The 16574-nt window shown below is 71.2% G+C and carries 17 protein-coding genes and 2 pseudogenes; 10 read left to right on the top strand and 9 right to left on the bottom strand.

Features of this window, described 5'->3' with window-relative positions:
- Window positions 1–206: pseudogene (locus AWQ68_RS43875) on the top strand (TetR/AcrR family transcriptional regulator); the annotation flags it as partial.
- 46 nt (window positions 207–252) lie between these two features.
- On the opposite strand, the gene AWQ68_RS38995 reads toward AWQ68_RS43875, so the two are convergent.
- Complete coding sequence (locus AWQ68_RS38995) at window positions 253–816, bottom strand: CGNR zinc finger domain-containing protein (RefSeq protein WP_066951369.1); 564 nt, start codon at window positions 814–816, stop codon at window positions 253–255.
- A gap of 63 nt (window positions 817–879) precedes the next feature.
- On the opposite strand from AWQ68_RS38995, the gene AWQ68_RS38990 reads away from it, so the two are divergent.
- Complete coding sequence (locus tag AWQ68_RS38990) at window positions 880–2112, top strand: MFS transporter (protein ID WP_066951367.1); 1233 nt, start codon at window positions 880–882, stop codon at window positions 2110–2112.
- Between the two features lie 22 nt (window positions 2113–2134).
- On the opposite strand, the gene AWQ68_RS38985 is transcribed toward AWQ68_RS38990, so the two are convergent.
- On the bottom strand, window positions 2135–3121 hold the full coding sequence (locus tag AWQ68_RS38985) for an NADP-dependent oxidoreductase (RefSeq protein ID WP_245656547.1): 987 nt from the start codon (window positions 3119–3121) through the stop codon (window positions 2135–2137).
- A gap of 9 nt (window positions 3122–3130) precedes the next feature.
- Here AWQ68_RS38985 and AWQ68_RS41790 point away from each other — a divergent pair.
- A pseudogene (locus tag AWQ68_RS41790) lies at window positions 3131–3484 on the top strand (helix-turn-helix transcriptional regulator); the annotation flags it as partial.
- 56 nt (window positions 3485–3540) lie between these two features.
- Here AWQ68_RS41790 and AWQ68_RS38980 read toward each other — a convergent pair.
- Window positions 3541–3819 carry a hypothetical protein gene (locus AWQ68_RS38980; RefSeq protein WP_245656545.1) on the bottom strand — a complete coding sequence of 93 codons (279 nt, stop codon included), beginning with the start codon at window positions 3817–3819 and terminating at the stop codon, window positions 3541–3543.
- Window positions 3820–3863: 44 nt separating this feature from the next.
- Entirely contained in the window at window positions 3864–4313 is a 450-nt protein-coding gene (gene soxR, locus AWQ68_RS38975) for a redox-sensitive transcriptional activator SoxR (RefSeq protein WP_066951364.1), read from the bottom strand.
- Window positions 4314–4419: 106 nt separating this feature from the next.
- Here soxR and AWQ68_RS38970 point away from each other — a divergent pair, with 106 nt between their 5' ends.
- The 3 genes from AWQ68_RS38970 to AWQ68_RS38960 are packed head-to-tail and all read left to right on the top strand — an operon-like array spanning window position 4420 to window position 6723.
- Window positions 4420–5013, top strand: coding sequence for an NADPH-dependent FMN reductase (locus AWQ68_RS38970; protein ID WP_066951361.1), 594 nt, complete (start codon window positions 4420–4422; stop codon window positions 5011–5013).
- Window positions 5014–5072: 59 nt separating this feature from the next.
- Window positions 5073–5957, top strand: a complete 885-nt coding sequence (locus tag AWQ68_RS38965; protein WP_066951359.1) for an erythromycin esterase family protein — start codon at window positions 5073–5075, stop codon at window positions 5955–5957.
- A gap of 16 nt (window positions 5958–5973) precedes the next feature.
- The gene (locus AWQ68_RS38960; protein ID WP_066951356.1) at window positions 5974–6723 is read left to right on the top strand and encodes an SDR family NAD(P)-dependent oxidoreductase; all 750 of its coding nucleotides are present in this window, start codon (window positions 5974–5976) and stop codon (window positions 6721–6723) included.
- A gap of 111 nt (window positions 6724–6834) precedes the next feature.
- Here the strand turns inward: AWQ68_RS38960 and AWQ68_RS38955 are convergent, their stop codons facing one another.
- On the bottom strand, window positions 6835–7332 hold the full coding sequence (locus AWQ68_RS38955; RefSeq protein ID WP_066951354.1) for an SRPBCC domain-containing protein: 498 nt from the start codon (window positions 7330–7332) through the stop codon (window positions 6835–6837).
- A gap of 238 nt (window positions 7333–7570) precedes the next feature.
- On the opposite strand from AWQ68_RS38955, the gene AWQ68_RS38950 reads away from it, so the two are divergent.
- Complete coding sequence (locus AWQ68_RS38950; protein WP_066951352.1) at window positions 7571–8464, top strand: pentapeptide repeat-containing protein; 894 nt, start codon at window positions 7571–7573, stop codon at window positions 8462–8464.
- Here the strand turns inward: AWQ68_RS38950 and AWQ68_RS38945 are convergent.
- Both AWQ68_RS38945 and AWQ68_RS38940 read right to left on the bottom strand, forming a co-directional pair.
- Window positions 8451–9224, bottom strand: a complete 774-nt coding sequence (locus AWQ68_RS38945; protein ID WP_066951347.1) for an SDR family NAD(P)-dependent oxidoreductase — start codon at window positions 9222–9224, stop codon at window positions 8451–8453. The genes AWQ68_RS38950 and AWQ68_RS38945 overlap by 14 nt on opposite strands.
- Before the next feature lie 71 nt (window positions 9225–9295).
- A complete protein-coding gene (locus tag AWQ68_RS38940) occupies window positions 9296–9802 on the bottom strand; it encodes a MarR family winged helix-turn-helix transcriptional regulator (protein ID WP_066951380.1) in 507 nt (168 codons plus the stop codon).
- A gap of 128 nt (window positions 9803–9930) precedes the next feature.
- On the opposite strand from AWQ68_RS38940, the gene AWQ68_RS38935 reads away from it, so the two are divergent.
- From AWQ68_RS38935 to AWQ68_RS38925, 3 genes are all read left to right on the top strand, one after another.
- Entirely contained in the window at window positions 9931–13170 is a 3240-nt protein-coding gene (locus AWQ68_RS38935) for an efflux RND transporter permease subunit (RefSeq protein WP_066951345.1), read from the top strand.
- Window positions 13171–13280: 110 nt separating this feature from the next.
- The gene (gene purB, locus AWQ68_RS38930) at window positions 13281–14708 is read left to right on the top strand and encodes an adenylosuccinate lyase (protein ID WP_066951342.1); all 1428 of its coding nucleotides are present in this window, start codon (window positions 13281–13283) and stop codon (window positions 14706–14708) included.
- 2 nt (window positions 14709–14710) lie between these two features.
- On the top strand, window positions 14711–15469 hold the full coding sequence (locus tag AWQ68_RS38925; protein WP_218007237.1) for a GNAT family N-acetyltransferase: 759 nt from the start codon (window positions 14711–14713) through the stop codon (window positions 15467–15469).
- Between the two features lie 9 nt (window positions 15470–15478).
- Here AWQ68_RS38925 and AWQ68_RS38920 read toward each other — a convergent pair whose 3' ends face one another.
- A complete protein-coding gene (locus tag AWQ68_RS38920) occupies window positions 15479–16168 on the bottom strand; it encodes an HAD family hydrolase (protein ID WP_066951340.1) in 690 nt (229 codons plus the stop codon).
- 81 nt (window positions 16169–16249) lie between these two features.
- On the bottom strand, window positions 16250–16495 hold the full coding sequence (locus AWQ68_RS44545; RefSeq protein WP_066951337.1) for a GNAT family N-acetyltransferase: 246 nt from the start codon (window positions 16493–16495) through the stop codon (window positions 16250–16252).
- Window positions 16496–16574 lie beyond the last annotated feature (79 nt).

Raw genomic sequence — 16574 nt, 5'->3', positions numbered from 1 at the left:
AGGGCGCGGCCAAGGCGCTTGTCGGCAAACCCGGTGCGCGAGCCGAGGTGTCGGTGGAGGAGGCCGCCGACCTGCTGTACGGCCTGCTCAGCCCCGAGCTGTACCTGTTGTTCGTCCGCGAGCGCGGGTGGACGCGCGAGCGCTGGGAGCGATGGGTCGGCGACACCCTCCGCGCCCAGCTCTGCACCGTAGGGGGGAACCGATGATCCGCCGTCCCGTCGCCCACGTCCTCGCGAGTACTACAAGGCTTGATCAGATGTGGCGGCGGCTGCGGTACGCGGCGGTCTTGGCGCGAGCCGTGCACGCCGCGCCGCAGTAGCGGCGTGAGGCGTTGCGGGTCAGGTCGATGTAGACCGCCTCGCACTGATGCGCCGCGCACTCCCCGAAGCGGTCCGGGCCGTAGCCGTCCACGATGAGGGCCAGCGCCGTGGCGAACTCGCCGCCCAGAGCCTCCACCTCGCTGCCGCCCGAACCGTGGAAGTGCAGGTGGAACGGCTGGCCGACGTCCTCGACCAGGTACGGCTGCGCGCCGTACCTGCGGATCATGGCGTTGATGCGGGCGGCCTGGTCCGCCGGGCGCTCGGCCAGGAGCGCCTGCCGTAGTTCGGCGGCCAGCTCGGCCAGGTGCCGCCCCGCGTCTGGGGCGGCGCGTAGGGCCACACTCGCGCGGTCGCCGAGGTTGGCGGCGAAGGTCGTCACCAGGTTCTCGCCCGCCAGTGGCTGTACCGAGGCGCCGCCCCGCCAGCGCGCCGTGGCCAGGTTGACCAGTTCGGCGATCAGCGGAGCCTGCCGGGTGACGTTACAGGCTATTTCCACTTGACTGGTAACACCTTCCCTTGTGTCATAGGCGTAATCCAGTTAGATGGTAACGGAGTCGCTGTGTTCGCGCCCTATCGCCGCCTGCTCACCCATCCAGGCGTCCCTCACCTGCTTGTCAGCGGGCTCGTTGTCAAGCTGGGCACGCCCGTGCTCAGCCTCGCCCTGCTGCTGGCCGCCGTCGACCGGCTCGGCTCCTACGCCGCCGCCGGTCTCGTCCTCACCGGCCACGCGCTGGCCCTGGCGTTGTGCGCGCCGCTCGGTGGGCGCCTCGCCGACCGGTACGGTCCCCGCCCTGCCCTGACCGGCTACCTGGCCGCCCATGCCCTCGCCTACGCTCTTCTCCTCCTCGCCCCGCCTGCCCTGATGATCGGCGCCGCGGTGCTGCTCGGCGCCACGACCCCGCCGGCCGGATCAGTCATCAGGGGCGCCTGGCCACTCCTCGTCCCCGTCGCCTCCGTGTCCGCGGCCTACGCGGTCGACAACGCCGTCAACGAGCTGATGTTCATCGCCGGCCCCCTGCTCGTGCCGGTCCTGACCCTGGCCGTTCCCGCTTACGGTGTAGTGGCCGCCGCGGGCGCCGCCGTCCTGCTCGGCACCGCGCTGCTCCTGGCCTCCTCCGCGGTACGGCAAGCAGCGCCTACCCCGCCGGGCAGGCTCCGGCTGGCCGGCCCGCTCACCCACCGGCGCACCTTCCTGCTGCTGACCATCGCCGCCTTCGGCACCTTCACCTTCGGCTGCCTGCGCATCGCCACGGTCGCCTCGGCCGCCGCCTTCGGCTCCGCCGCTTCCGCCGGCGTGCTGATGGGCATGCTGTCGGCCGGTGCCCTCCTCGGCACCCTCGGGTACGGCGCGCGGGCCTGGCCGATCATCGGCGGGCGCCTGCTCGTCCTGCTCTCGCTCGCCGAGGCGGCCATCCTGCTCGGCGGGGGCTGGGCACCCGGCTTCGTGACGCTCGCCGTACTGATGACTCTTGTCGGGCTGGTGACCGGGCCGCGCGACGCCGTCGTGCCTGCCCTGCTCTCCGACGATGCCCCCGCGCGCTACCGCACCGAGGTCTTCGCCTGGCTCAACACCTTCATGTGGGCCGGCTACGGCCTGGGAACCGCCGTCGCCGGCCGGCTCATCGGCTCCCACGACACCGGCACCACCGCCTTCGCCACGGCCGCGGCCGCAGCCGTGGCAGGCGCGATCCTGGCAGCCGTCGCCAACCGGATCGCCTCGCCCCTGCCGACACTCGCCACTGTGTCAACCGAAGGTCCTTCCCGTGAATCTGATCATCTAGCTGACAACTGAGACCCAGATAGGGGCCGCTTGATCATGCCTCCACCTTCAGGATGACCTTTCCGCGAATGAGGCCGCGCTCGGCGGCCCGGTGCAGGTCGGCCAGGGACTCCAGCGGGCGAACGTCCGCCTTGACGTGGACCGTGCCCTTGTCGATCAACGCCACGAGCTCGGCCAGCTGGCCCGGGTCGTTGCGGGCCACGAACCGGACAGCGCGCGGATGCTCGATCGGCCGGGTGATCGAGACGAACTCCTTGGCCAGCCGCGTCACTGAGGCGGGCACGTCGGCCACCAGGTTGATCAGCACGTCGTTGCCGCCCGGCAGGGGAGCGCTGGTGTAGTCGACGACCTCATCAGCGCCCAACGCCCGCACGGCGGCGGCGCTGCGCGGGCCGGCGGTCGCCACCACGTGCGCGCCCGCATGCTTGGCCAGCTGCACGGCGAACAGCCCGACGCCGCCGCCGGCCCCGTTGATCAGCACCCGGCTGCCGCGGCCGACGCGGGCATGCTCGAAGACCGCCTGCCACGCGGTGAGCCCGGCCACCGGCACGGCAGCCGCGTCCGCCAGCGGAATCCGTTCCGGTGCCCTGGCCAGCATGCTCGCCTTCGCGACCGCGTACTCGGCCGCAGCCCCGTCGATGAGCCCGAACACCCGGTCGCCGGAGGCGAGGTCACCCGCCCCGGTGACCACGGTGCCCGCGACGTCCCAGCCGAGCGTGTGCGGCAGCGTGACACCGAGCACGTCCTGTAGCAGGCCCATCCGTAGGCCGACCTCCGACGGGTTGAACGACGTGGCGGCCACCCTGATGAGTACCTCGCCCGGTCCAGGCGTCGGCACCGCCACCTCGTCCAGGGAGATCACCGAGGCGTCGCCGTACTCGTGGATGCGGGCGGCCCGCATGGTGCCGAGGAAGTCCGCGGTGTGCTCGCTCGCCCACGTCTCGAATGTGCTCGCGGGCGCTCCGGTGACCTCCTCCACGGTCATGGTGGCCGGGCCAGGCTCGGCCAGACCGTGCAGCATCCCGTCGACGGCCGGCGCGCAGGGCTGTCCCGCGCGGCGTTCTCCCGCCGGTTCACCCAATTCCTCGGGCAGCCGCCGCTGACCTATCTGACCTGGTGGCGGTTGGGCACGGCCGCGCGCATGCTGCGCGACTCCGACGCCGCGCTGAGCGAAATCGCCGGCGCGGTCGGCTACGGTCCGGAGTTCGCCTTCGCCAATGCCTTCAAGCGCCAGTACGGCATGGCCCCCGGCAAATACCGCCGCCTGGGCTGCCCGCCTTCAGGCCGAAGGGCGGCAGGCGCCGCTCCAGCCCCCGGAGCTCGAAACCCGGAGCTGTCGCCCACTTCGCAGATCCGGCGGGCGCGTTCCAGATCGTCAAGGTAGGACAGGTCGCCGTAGGCGGGTCTCGGCCGACGTGCGGAGAGTGGGGTTGGACGACCTCATCGAGTGCGACGGTATCTGCTGAGCATCTGCTCTCCGACGTCGACATAGCCGGCGAACAACCCGATCACGTCATGGAGCCGATCTTGTGCCAGGCCGGGATCGACCAGGTCTTCGCCGTCGCGCAGGGCGGCGATCAGGGCTCTGGCCCGCGCATGGCTGGCCTCCAGCAGCGTCTCGATCCCGGCAGTGGCTTCGATGAGGAGCCTGCGGCTGCCGGGCTGCGGGATCACTCGGGCAAGCCCCCAGGAGCCCAGCTGCCGTACCGAGGTGCTCACCGACCGCACACGGCTACCGTGATCGAGACACGTGCACTCCCTCATCAAGAGTCAACGGGAGGGGTCGCACCTTGCCCGGCGAGCTTGTCATCGCGGTTGACCAGCTGGCACTGGTCGAAGGACAGGCAGCCGCAGCCCACGCACTCCGCGAACTGGTCGCGCATACGCTCCAGCGTGGCGATGCGGGTGTTGATCGCCTCGCCCCAGCACTCCGACGCCTTCAGCCACAGCTCTCGGGTGGGAGAGACGTGGTGCGGGACGTACTCCAGGACGCCCTCGATCACCGACAGGGGTATGCCGACACTTTGCGAGGCGCGGATGAACGCGAGCCTGCGCAGCGCGCTGCGGTGGTAGCGGCGCTGGTTGCCGACGGTGCGGCGGCTGGCGATGAGCCCCTTGCGCTCGTAGAAACGCAGGGCGGAGGCGGGCACGCCGCTGCGCTCGGACAGCTCTCCGATGGTCAGCTCCGCGACGATCGCGTCGGAATCCGGCATACCGGCCAACCTAGCTTGACTTGAACCTTGGTTTAACAACGAGGCTGGTTCGGCCAGGGCGCCCAAGGACGCCGCCTATCCCTTCGTGACCAGTGGAGAGACTGCCGTGCCCGAAGAGCCGCTCCAGCTTGCAGTGATCGTCGGCAGCGTACGGGACGGCCGGCTCGGTCCGACCGTCGCCGCCTGGATCGCGGGCCAGGCCCGCAGTCGCGGTGACTGGACCGTCGACGTCGTCGACCTGGCCGGGATCGACCTGCCCATGGTGCTGCCGGACTTCGGCGGCACGCCCACGCCCGCCGCGGCCCAGGCTCTGGCGACGCTGACCCCTCGCCTGGAGAGGGCCGAGGCGTTCGTTGTGGTCACCCCCGAGTACAACCACAGCTTTCCCGCCTCTCTGAAGAACGCGGTTGACTGGCACAACCGGCAGTGGCACACCAAGCCGATCGCGTTCGTCAGCTATGGCAGCGTCTCCGGCGGCCTGCGCGCGGTCGAGCAGCTTCGACTGGTTTTCGCCGAACTGCACGCGGTCACCATCCGCGACACCGTCAGCTTCCAGCACGCCTGGGCCCAGTTCGACGCGAACGGCACGCCGACCGACCCGGACGCGTGTACCGCCGCCGCCAAGATCATGCTCGACCGGCTCGACTGGTGGGCGCGGACCCTGCGCGAGGGCAGGGCGGCCCGCCCCTACTCCGCATGAAGGCTCGCCCCTGCGACCAGGTGACGGCCCGTCCCCACACATCGGAAGAGAAGCCTGCTGTGAACGAGACCATCTCTGAGTGGATCGAGCGCCACGCCCATCCACTGACCACCCTGGACCAGCGGGCCCCGCTCGACGACCTGGGACCGCTGGGGGACATGGCCGCCGATGCCGCCATCGTGGCTGTGGGCGCTTCGACGCGCCAGGCCCACGAACTGTCGGCTGTCGCCCACCGGATCCTGCGACTTCTCGTCGAGAAACGGGGATTTCGCTCCCTCGCTCTCGAAGGTGACGATCCGGAACGTGTCGGGCTGGGCGCCTACGTGCGGACCGGACACGGCGATCCGCGGGCGCTGCTGGCACGGGCACGGCCGTTCTGGCGCACGGAGGAGATCCTCGGCGTCGTCACATGGATGCGCGCCCACAATGAGCGGCACCCCCACGACCCGGTCCGCTTCGCCGGACTGCCCGAGTCGTCCAGACCGGCTCCGCTGACGCGCGAGGACCTGGAAGAGCGCCTGGCTGACGATGTGATCCGGTGGCGCGAACGCTCAGGAGACAAGATCGTCTATTGGGGCGGCATCGCCCACACGATCCAGTCTCCTGGCCATCTCGGTGGCCACCTGCGCGAGCGCTTCGGATCCGGGTACCTGTCCATCGGCCTGACCTTCGAGTACGGCGCGCTGCCCATGCCGGTGCCCAGCCCGCCGGCGGATTTCGCCGAGACGCCGTTGAGCGCCGCCGGCCTGGACGCGTTCCTGCTCGACCTGCGTACGCCTGGACCCGAACCGGTACGCGCCTGGTTGGAGGAGCCGGCCAGAACTCGGCTGATCGGTCCCACCCAAGACCCAACAGAACACCTGTCCGGCGGATCATTCGGCGACTGGTTCGACATCGTCGCACACCAGCGGCGGGTGACCCCCGTTCACCTCATCTCCATCTGACGCAGTAGGAGGCGCAATGAACACTTTCCACGGCAAGACCGCCCTCGTCACCGGCGCGAGCAGGGGAATCGGCCGGGCCATCGCCCGGCGCCTGGCCCGCGACGGCGCCCGCGTCGCCGTCCACTACGGCAGAAACGAGCAGGCCGCCAAGGAAACCGTGGCCGCGATCGAGACGGCAGGCGGGCACGCCTTCGCTCTGCGGGCCCAACTGGGTACGCCCGGGGACGCCGAACGCCTGTGGGCGGCCTTCGACGCGCACGCCGACGGGCTGGACATCCTGGTCAACAACGCGGGCATCCTCAACGAGGAGCCTGGCATCGAGCACGTGACAAGGGAGCAGTTCGAGCGGATCTTCGCGGTCAACGCCACCGCCCCGTTCTTCATCACCAAGCTCGCGCTGCCGCGGCTGCGCGACGGCGGCCGGATCGTCAACATCTCCACGATGCTGACCCGCGGCTCGGCGATGCCCCCGTCGATCAGCTACGCCATGTCCAAGGGCGCGCTCGACGTGCTCACCTCGACGCTCGCCAAGCAACTCGCGCCCCGCGCGATCACTGTCAACACCGTGGCGCCCGGTGTCATCGACACCGATATGCACGAGGGCAGGCTTGTCGGGGACGCGCTGGCCTGGTTGTCGTCGCTGTCGCCCATGGGGCGCGTGGGCACACCCGAGGACGTCGCCGACGCGGTGGCCTTCCTGGCCTCCGATGACAGCCGCTGGGTGACCGGGCACTGGCTGGACACCTCAGGAGGAACCCTGCTGTGACGGGTCACGACGGCGAGAAGACGGCGTGTGGCGACGAGCGGGGAACCCCGGGGGAGGGGTGGCGGTGGATTCTCTCCCGCGCCGGGGCGAGGGGGAGTGGACGCCGGACGGTCAGCGTGATCTGTAGTAGCCGAGCAGGGCTTCCCAACGGGTGCGTGGCCAGCGGGGCCAGTCGATGCGCCGCCCTTCGAGTGAGTCGGCCAGGAAGTCGAGGTGGGCGTGCCAGAACGCCAGGACCTTGCTCACCTCGTCGCCGTACTTGCCGGTGGCGCTGAAGAGGAGCAGGCAGCCGCTGCCGTCGCCCTCGAGTTCCCAGCGGAGGTCGCCGTGGGCGTCGGTGTCGATCTGGAGGATGTGTGGCGGCTTGTAGGCGCTGATCAGGCCGTGGATGACGGGGGCGCTCTGCCTGCCGTGCTCGTCCGTGCCGAGCCATTGCAGCGTGACTCGGCCTCCGAGGTGGTGCTCGATCTCGGCCTCGGCGAGCCATTCGACCAGGTGCTTGGGCTCGCTGATCGCGCGCCAGACGCGCTCGACGGGGTGGGGGAGGCGGCGCTCGAAACGCAGGGTGCAGGTGTCGTCGGTCGTGGACACGCTGCCGTACTCGGTCATGGTGATCCCTCCCGTGTTCCTCCTCAGGCTAACTCTCGTGCCGCGAGATCCCGTTCCGGGATGGGCACTCTCGAAATCTACAACGTAAAGGCGCGGGGTGGATGAAAGATCATCATGACCGAGCAACAGAACCCAAACCCTCGACAACAGGTAAGGCGGATCGGGGAGAATAGGGGGACATCGCGAGCGGTCCGGCCCGTCCGCGTTTCCGCTCTTTCCTGGCAGGAGACCCCGTACGTTGTCCCAGCAGCATCACGCTCCGTCCTCTGAGATCGACCGTCTCGGCCTGCGCGCCGACTGCGCGAGCTGCTTCGGGCTGTGCTGTGTCGCGCTGCCCTTCGCCGCCTCGGCCGACTTCGCGGTGGACAAGGACGCGGGGAAGCCGTGCGCGAACCTGCGGGACGACTTCCGCTGCGGCATCCACGCGCATCTGCGCGAGCGCGGCTTCGCGGGCTGCACTGTCTTCGACTGCCTGGGCGCCGGGCAGAAGGTCTCCCAGGTCACCTTCGAAGGGCGGGACTGGCGGCGGCATCCGGACACGGCGCGGCGCATGTTCGACGTGTTCGCCGTCATGCGTCAGCTCCACGAGCTGCTCTGGTACGTCAATGAGGCGTTGTCACTCGCCCCCGCCCGTCCCGTTCACGACGATCTCCGTGCCGCCCTGGACAGGGTCGACCGGCTCACCCGTGAGAGCGCAGAGACGCTCGTGGAGACGGACGTGGCGGCGGTACGCGAGGAGGTCAACGCGCTGCTGCTGCGCGCCAGCGAGCTGGTACGGGCGGGGGTTCCGGGGCGGAGGAGGAACCACCGGGGCGCCGACCTGATCGGGGCCAGGCTGAGGGGCGCCGATCTGCGGGGGGCCAACCTGCGCGGCGCGTACCTGATCGCGGCCGACCTGGCGGGCGCGGACCTGCGGACGGCGGATCTGATCGGCGCGGACCTGCGGGACGCCGATCTGAGCGGCGCCGATCTCACCGGGAGCATCTTCCTCACTCAGGCCCAGGTCAACGCGGCCAGGGGGAACGGCGCTACGCGGCTGCCGGCGGCGCTGGCACGTCCGGCGCACTGGCGGGAGGGGGCGCCGCCGCGCCGGAGCGGCGCGCCCCGGCGCGGGCGGGTCAGTGGACGCTGAATCCGCCGTCGACGCAGATGGCCTGGCCGGTGACGTACGCGGAGGCTTCACTGGCGAGGAAGACGGCGATGCCGGCGAAGTCGGCGGGGACGCCGTTGCGGCCGGCCATGGAGCGGGCGGCGAGTGCCTCGACGCGTCCGGGTACGGCCTGGGCGGGCGCGGTCAGCGGGGTGAGCACGAATCCGGGGATGATCGTGTTGCTGGTGACGCCGTGGGCGGACCAGGCCTCGGCCTGTGAGCGGGTCAGGCCGCAGATGGCCGCTTTGGAGGCGCCGTAGGCTCCGCTGTCGCCGAACGCGCTGATCGACTGCTGGGAGCCGACGTTGATGATGCGGCCCCATCCCCTGGCCGCCATGCGGGGTGCGAAGTGCTGGCCGAGCAGGTACGGGGCGGTGAGGTTGACGGCGATCGTCTGGTCGTAGTCGTCGACGGTGAGGTCGCCCATGGGGAGGCGGATGTTGTTGGCGGCGTCGTTGACGAGGATGTCGATGTCGCCGAAGAACTCGGGGGCCTCGGCGCAGACGCGGGCGACGGCGGCCCGGTCGCCGAGGTCGGCGCTGATGGCGGCGGCGCGTACGCCGTGTCCTTCGAGGGTTCGTACGGTGGCGGCGAGCTCGGCGGGGCGGCGGGCGACGATGACGATGGAGGCGCCGGCGCGGCCGATGGCCTCGGCCATGGCCTGTCCGATGCCGGAGCTTCCGCCGGTGACGAGGGCGGTGCGGCCGCGGAGGGAGAAGAGTTCTGCGACATAGGACGACATAGCGGATCATCCTACCTTTGTCGCCCTGGCGGAACGGGGTCGATGGATCTCTGTCAGCGGGGTCAGGGGGGTCAGTGGGCGGCGGAGCGTCCGCTCTCGGTCAGCATGGAGTCGGCGGCCGCCTGGAGTTTGATCATCACTTGTTCGAGCGTGTTCAGGGTCTCGGTGTCGAGCCGGCCGAGCAGGCGCATGTAGTTGGCCGTGCCGGCGTCGATGAGCTCCTCGGCGAGGAGGCGGCCGCGGGTGGTGAGCTCGACGAGGCGGACCCGGCGGTCGGTGGGGTCCTCACGGCGGCTGACGAGGCCCTGGGCGACGAGGCGGTCGACGATGCCGGTGACCGTGCCGAGGCCGGTTCCGAGCCCTCTGGCGAGGTGCTGCCCGGAGGAGGCGCCGCGGAAGAAGAGCATCATGACGACCTTGAGCTGCTGCATGGTGAGGCTGGAGGCGAGCAGCGGGGTGGAGCGGTCGTGGGCGAGGAAGCGGCCGATCGTCCGCTGGAGCCGGGCGAGCCGGTCGATGAGCGCGCGGCGCTCGTCCCGCTCGCCGCCGGCCTGTCCTGTCGCCTGGTTGTCGCTCACGTTCACCTCTCGCCCTCGGCCAGTCAGGTTACCAGTCATTAACACGAAGGCGAATTATTCGCATTACGCGAAGTGTTAGGGTGGGGCGAACAGATTCCCCAAGATCATCCGTGAAGGAGCTCCGCCAGATGACGTTCCTGGCTCGCCTGAGCCTGGCCAACCGCACACTTGTGGTGATGATCGCGGTCGTGCTCAGCGCGCTCGGCGCCTTCGCGATCCCCTCTCTCAAGCAGCAACTGTTCCCGTCCCTGAGCTTCCCGGGCGCGTTCGTCGTGGCCGCGTATCCCGGCGCGTCCCCTGAGATCGTCGAGGAACAGGTCACCAAGCCGATCGAGAACAGCTTCCAGGGCATCGCGGGCGCGACCGACATCACCTCGACGTCCAAGGAAGGACTGGCGCAGGTTCAGGTCGCGTTCGAGTATGGCACCGACATCGACGCCGCCGTGTCCAAGATGCAGCAGGCCGTGGCGCGGATCGGCTCCCGGCTGCCCACGGGCGTCGACCCGCAGGTGATCGCGGGGAACACCGACGACATCCCGGTGATGGTCATCGCGGTCGGTGACGCGGGCGACCAGCACACGATGTTCGACCGGCTCGAACGCGTGATGGTGCCCAAGCTGCGCGGCATCGACGGCGTACGCGACGCGGCCGTCTCCGGCGCGCGGGAGAAGCAGGTCGTCATCACCCCGGACCAGATGAAGCTCGCGATGCGCGGCCTTTCGGCGGCGTCGATCCCGGAGGTGCTGCGCGCGAACGGCGTGGCGATTCCGGCGGGCGCGGTCACGGAGAAGGACCGGACGCTGACCGTGCAGGTCGGGGACCGGATCGAGACGGTCGAGGACCTGAAGAACCTGTACCTGGCCCCCGCCGCGCCGCAGGGCGCCGGATCCGCCGGGGGCGCCGCCGGGGCGGCCGGCCGTACCGGATCGGCGGCGGGAGCGGCCGGCGCGGCGGCGGGCGGTCAGCTTCCCCAGCGGGTGGCGGCCGCGCCGAAGCCGGTCAAGCTGGGCGACGTCGCCGCCATCGAGGTCAAGGACTCCGACGCGACCACGCTCACCCGTACGAACGGCAAGCCGAGCCTCGGCGTGTCGATCACGATGAAGCCGGACGGCAACGCGGTGCGGATCTCGCACGACGTGCGCGCCGCGCTGCCGGAGCTGACCCGCGCCGTCGGGGACGCCTCGGAGCTGACGGTGGTGTTCGACCAGGCGCCGTACGTGGAGCGGTCGATCGAGGATCTGACCACCGAGGGCCTGCTCGGCCTGGCGTTCGCGGTGCTGGTCATCCTGGTGTTCCTGCTGTCGGTGCGGTCCACGATCGTGACGGCGGTGTCGATCCCGCTGTCGGTGGTGATGGCGCTGATCGCGCTGTGGGTGGGCGACTACTCGCTGAACATGCTGACGCTGGGCGCGTTGACGATCGCGGTCGGCCGCGTGGTGGACGACTCGATCGTGGTGCTGGAGAACATCAAGCGGCACCTCGGATACGGCGAGAGCAAGCGGCAGGCGATCCTCACGGCGGTGCGCGAGGTGGCGGGGGCGGTGACGGCGTCCACGCTGACGACGGTCGCGGTGTTCCTGCCGATCGCGTTCGTCGGCGGCATGGTCGGGCAGCTCTTCAGCCCGTTCGCGGTGACCGTGACGGTCGCGCTGCTCGCGTCGCTGGTGGTGTCGCTGACGGTGATCCCGGTGCTGGCGTACTGGTTCCTGAAGGCTCCGGCGCTGTCGCCGGCCGAGGCGGAGGCCGTGCGGGAGGAGGCGGAGCTGCGGGAGCTGCGCAGCCCGCTGCAGCGGATGTATCTGCCGGTGCTGCGGTTCGCGACGCGGCGGCGGCTGGTGACGCTGGTGGTCGGTCTGGTGGTGTTCGCCGGGACGATGGCGCTGGTGCCGAAGCTGAAGACGAACTTCCTCGACTCCTCGGGCAACGACTCGATCCAGGTGACGCAGCGGATGCCCGTGGGGACGGCGCTGGCGGTCACGGACGCGGCGGCCAAGAAGGTCGAGGCGGTCTTCGCCGAGTTCTCGCAGATCGAGTCGTACCAGGTGACGGTGGGCGGCGGCAGCCAGTTCATGGGCGGGCTCGGCGGCAGCGCCGACCGGGCGTCGTATTCGGTGACGGTGGGCGAGGGCGTGGACGCGTCGGCGTTCCAGGACTCGCTGCGTGACCGGCTGAAGGGCATGTCCGGCGTGGGGGAGATCACGGTCGGCGGCTCGGGCGGCGGGTTCGCCTCCGACCAGGTGCAGGTGATCCTGCAGGGCGCGGACACCGGCGAGCTGAAGACGGCGGCGACCGCGGTGCGGGGGGCGATGTCCGGGGTCAAGGGCGTGCGGGACATCACCTCCAACCTGGAGGACAGCGCGCCCCGGATCGAGGTCCACGTGGACCGGGAGAAGGCGGCCGCCAAGGGGCTGAGCGAGGCGACCGTGGGCCAGTTCGTGGCGCAGGCGTTCCGCGGCGCGCCGGTGGGGTCGATCAGCCTGGATGGGCGCTCCAGCGACATCGTGCTGCGGACGGGTGACGCTCCGGCGAGCCTGGAGGCGATCGAGAGGATCACGCTGCCGACGGCGGCGGGGCTGGTGAAGCTGAGCTCGGTGGCGGACGTGGTCCGGGCGGACGGCCCGACGCAGATCACCCGTCAGGACGGCGATCGTACGGCGACGGTGTCGGGTAAGGCGGACGCGGCCGACCTGGGCGCGATCACGGCGAAGGTGAAGGACACGCTGAAGGGCGTGAAGCTGCCGACAGGCGTGACGTACAAGATCGGCGGCGCGAGCGCGGAGCAGGAGAAGGCGTTCGGGGATCTCGGGCTGGCGATGATGCTGGCGGTGGCCATCGTGTTCATGATCATGGTGGCGACGTTCCGGAGCTTCGTGCAGCCGCTGATCCTGCTGGTGTCGATCCCGTTCGCGGCGACCGGCGCGATCGGGCTGCTGCTGCTGACGGACACGGCGCTGGGTGTCCCGGCGTTGATCGGCATGCTGATGCTGATCGGCATCGTGGTGACGAACGCGATCGTGCTGATCGACCTGATCAACCAGTACCGCGAGCAGGGGCTGGGGATCGTGGAGGCGGTGCTCGAGGGCGGCCGTCGGCGACTCCGGCCGATCCTGATGACCGCGATCGCGACGATCTGCGCGCTGACGCCGATGGCGCTGGGCGTGACCGGGTCGGGCGGGTTCATCTCGCAGCCGCTGGCGATCGTGGTGATCGGCGGGTTGATCTCCTCGACGCTGCTGACGCTGGTGCTGGTGCCGACGCTCTACACGATGGTGGAGCGGACCAAGGAGCGGCTGCGCCGTACGCCGAAGGACCGGCCGGCGGCGGAGGTGAAGGTGTACGACGAGGACGCGCTGGCGTCGTCCAAGTAGCACCGGAGGCAGCGTCCGCGCGGCGCTGGGGTTCTCGCGCCGGTTCTCCCGTGGTGTCCACGGGGGGACCGGCGCGAGCCGTGTCGGGGGAATCAATAAACTGGGCCAACGTGAGTGACAAGCCGCGTATCCCCAATGTCCTGGCCTCCCGCTATGCCTCCGCGGAGCTGGCCCGTCTGTGGTCTCCCGAGCACAAGGTGGTGCTGGAACGCCGGTTGTGGCTGGCGGTGCTGAAGGCGCAGGCCGACCTCGGTGTCGAGGTGCCGGTGGGGGCGGTCGCCGATTACGAGAAGGTGGTCGACCAGGTCGACCTGGCCTCGATCGCCGCGCGCGAGCGGGTCACCCGGCACGACGTGAAGGCCCGCATCGAGGAGTTCAACGCGCTGGCGGGGCACGAGCAGGTGCACAAGGGGATGACCTCGCGTGACCTGACCGAGAACGTCGAGCAGTTGCAGGTTCGGGAGAGCCTGCTGCTGGTGCGGGCGCGGACGGTGGCGCTGCTGGCGCGGCTGGCCCGGCTCGCGGCCCAGCATTCGGAGCTGGTGATGGCGGGGCGGTCGCACAACGTCGCCGCGCAGGCAACGACGCTGGGCAAGCGGTTCGCGACGGCGGCCGACGAGCTGCTGGTGGCGTTCGGGCGGCTGGAGGACCTGATCGGGCGGTACCCGCTGCGCGGGGTGAAGGGGCCGGTCGGGACCGCGCAGGACATGCTGGACCTGCTCGGGTCGCAGGAGCGGCTGGCGGAGCTGGAGGACCGGGTCGCGGCGCATCTGGGGTTCGCGCGGCGGTTCACCAGCGTGGGGCAGGTGTATCCGCGGTCGCTGGACTACGACGTGCTGTCGGCGCTGGTGCAGCTCGCCGCCGCGCCGTCGTCGCTGGCCAAGACGATCCGGCTGATGGCCGGGCACGAGCTGGTGACGGAGGGGTTCAAGGAGGGCCAGGTCGGCTCTTCGGCGATGCCGCACAAGATGAACACGCGTTCGTGCGAGCGGGTCAACGGGCTGACGGTGATCCTGCGCGGGTACGCGTCGATGGCGGGTGAGCTGGCCGGCGACCAGTGGAACGAGGGGGACGTGTCCTGCTCGGTGGTGCGCCGGGTGGCGCTGCCGGACGCGTTCTTCGCGTTCGACGGCCTGGTGGAGACGATGCTGACCGTGCTCGACGAGTTCGGGGCGTTCCCGGCGGTGATCGAGGCGGAGCTGGACCGGTATCTGCCGTTCCTGGGGACGACGAAGATGCTGATGGCGGCGGTCCGCGCGGGGGTGGGCCGGGAGACCGGGCACGAGCTGATCAAGGAGCACGCGGTGGCGTCGGCGCTGGCGATGCGGTCGCAGGGGTCGGCGAACGCGCTGCTGGACCGGCTGGCGGCCGACGAGCGGTTCCCGCTGGACCGGGAGCGGCTGGACGGGCTGCTGGCGGACCGGATCTCGTTCACGGGCGCCGCCTCGTCGCAGGTGGCGGCGGTGGCCGAGCAGGTGGCGGAGATCACCGAGCGCTATCCGGAGGCCGCCGGGTACCGGCCGGGCGCGATCCTGTGACGGTGGCGTCCCCGCGCCCGCTGGCCTCGGCCGCGGAGGTGGCCGAGGCGTGCGCGGACGACGACCTGATCGTGTGGGCGGCGCAGGGGATGCGGCCGGGGGTGCGGGCCTGGGCGCTGGGTGACGCGGTGGCGGTGGCCAGTCCGGGCGCGTCGCGGCGGGATCGGCTGGCGATCCGGGGGAGCGCGAAGTGCGCGCTGCCGCTGGCTCGGTACGCGCTGGCGGAGGCGGGGCCGACGTACCGGCCGTTCGGGGACGCCGAGCTGGTGCGGGCGATCTCGGCCGGGGTCGAGGGGCTGACCGAGGCGGTGGGCTTCTCGTGGATGGTCACCCGGTCGGCGCCCCCGCCGCGGGGCGAGGCCGCGGGTGACGGCGAGGCCGGGTGGTTGAGGCCGCGGGCCGATCCGGAGATCGCCACCCTGCTGGCGGACGCGAACCCGTCGTCGTACGCGGTGCCCGGCGTCGAGCGGGTGTCGCGCTGGGCGGGGGTGCGGGACGTGTCGGGTGAGCTGGTCGTGGTCGCGGCGGACGCCTGGTCGGCGCCGACGGTGGGGCTGATGGCGGGCGTGGCGACGGCGGCTCCGGCGCGGGGCCGTGGCCTCGCTGAGCGGGTGTGCCGGTTCGTGACGCGTGCGTTGGTGGCCGAGCACGGCCGGGCGGCGCTGATGGTGGACGACTGGAACGACTCGGCCATCCGGTTGTACGAGCGGCTGGGGTACGCGCGGCGTTGCGTGGCGGCCAACCGGCTCGGTGCGGGGTGACGGGACCGGTCAGGCGAGCAGCGCGGGGAGCTCGCGCAGCGAGGTGATGCGCGGCGGCCGGTGCGGGTCGGTGTGGCCGGTGTCGTGGCGGTCGAGCCAGACGCCGCGCATGCCGACCCTGCTCGGGCCGATCGCGTCGAGTTCGCGGTCGTCCCCGACGAGAAGGATCTCCTGCGGGCGCAGTCCCAGCTTGGCCGCCGCGGCCAGGTAGCACTCGGGGGCGGGTTTGAAGGCGCCGAGCGCGTCGGGGGTCAGGACGGGGTCGAGGCGGTCCATCAGGCCGATCCGGCGGAGTTTGGCCTCCTGCTGCACCGGGACGCCGTTGGTGAGGATGCCGAGGGTCAGGCCGCGGCCGGTGAGCGTGTCCACGGTGTCGGCGGCGTCGGGGAAGGCCGTCCAGGCGGCTTCGTAGTGCCGGAGGAAGTCGGCGTAGGCGGCGTCGAGGTCGGTGGGGAGGGGCAGCCGCATGAGCCGGCAGAAGTCGCGGAGCCGTCGGCGGCGCTGCTCGGCGAAGGAGCACTCCCCGGCGTGCCAGGCGGGCAGGTGCCGCCGCTCCAGCTCCAGCCAGAGGGCGGGGAGGTCGGTGAGCGGCCGGTGGCCGGGGGAGAGCGCGCGCGTCCAGGCCACGGCGGCGTGGGTGACCGCGCCGCGGTGGTCGAAAAGCGTCTCGTCGAGGTCGAAGAGGACCGCCCTGATCATGAGGACATCCTGGCGGATCGGGGTTTCGGTCGCGTTTCGATCGGGTGAACGCGTCGCCGCGGCCGACTGGGAGACCGCGGGTCAGCTTTCCTTGGTGAGCTTCCAGAGCCGGCCGATGGCGCGCAGGCCGAGGCGTCCGGCGACGCGCTGGGAGGAGAGGTTGTCGGCGCTCGTGCTGTAGAACAGGTGCGGGCAGTCCGCGGACAGCAGGCCGGCCCAGGCGGCGGTCGTGGCGGCCGCGTAGCCGCGCCCGCGGAAGGCGGGGTCGGTCCAGGTGCCCGCCTCGGCGCCGGCGCGGGTCCGGCGGGGGGTGGGGTGGCTCCCCACAGCTCGCCGACCAGCCGTTCCGCGGGGGCGGCCTGGTCGGCGCACAGGACGAGCAGCGCCAGCAGGGCGCGCTGTTTGG

The organism is Microtetraspora fusca (assembly GCF_001570365.1).
Classification (GTDB): Bacteria; Actinomycetota; Actinomycetes; order Streptosporangiales; family Streptosporangiaceae; genus Microtetraspora; species Microtetraspora fusca.
Note: the sequence above shows the minus strand (reverse complement) of the source record. Positions and strands in the feature narration are given on the sequence as shown.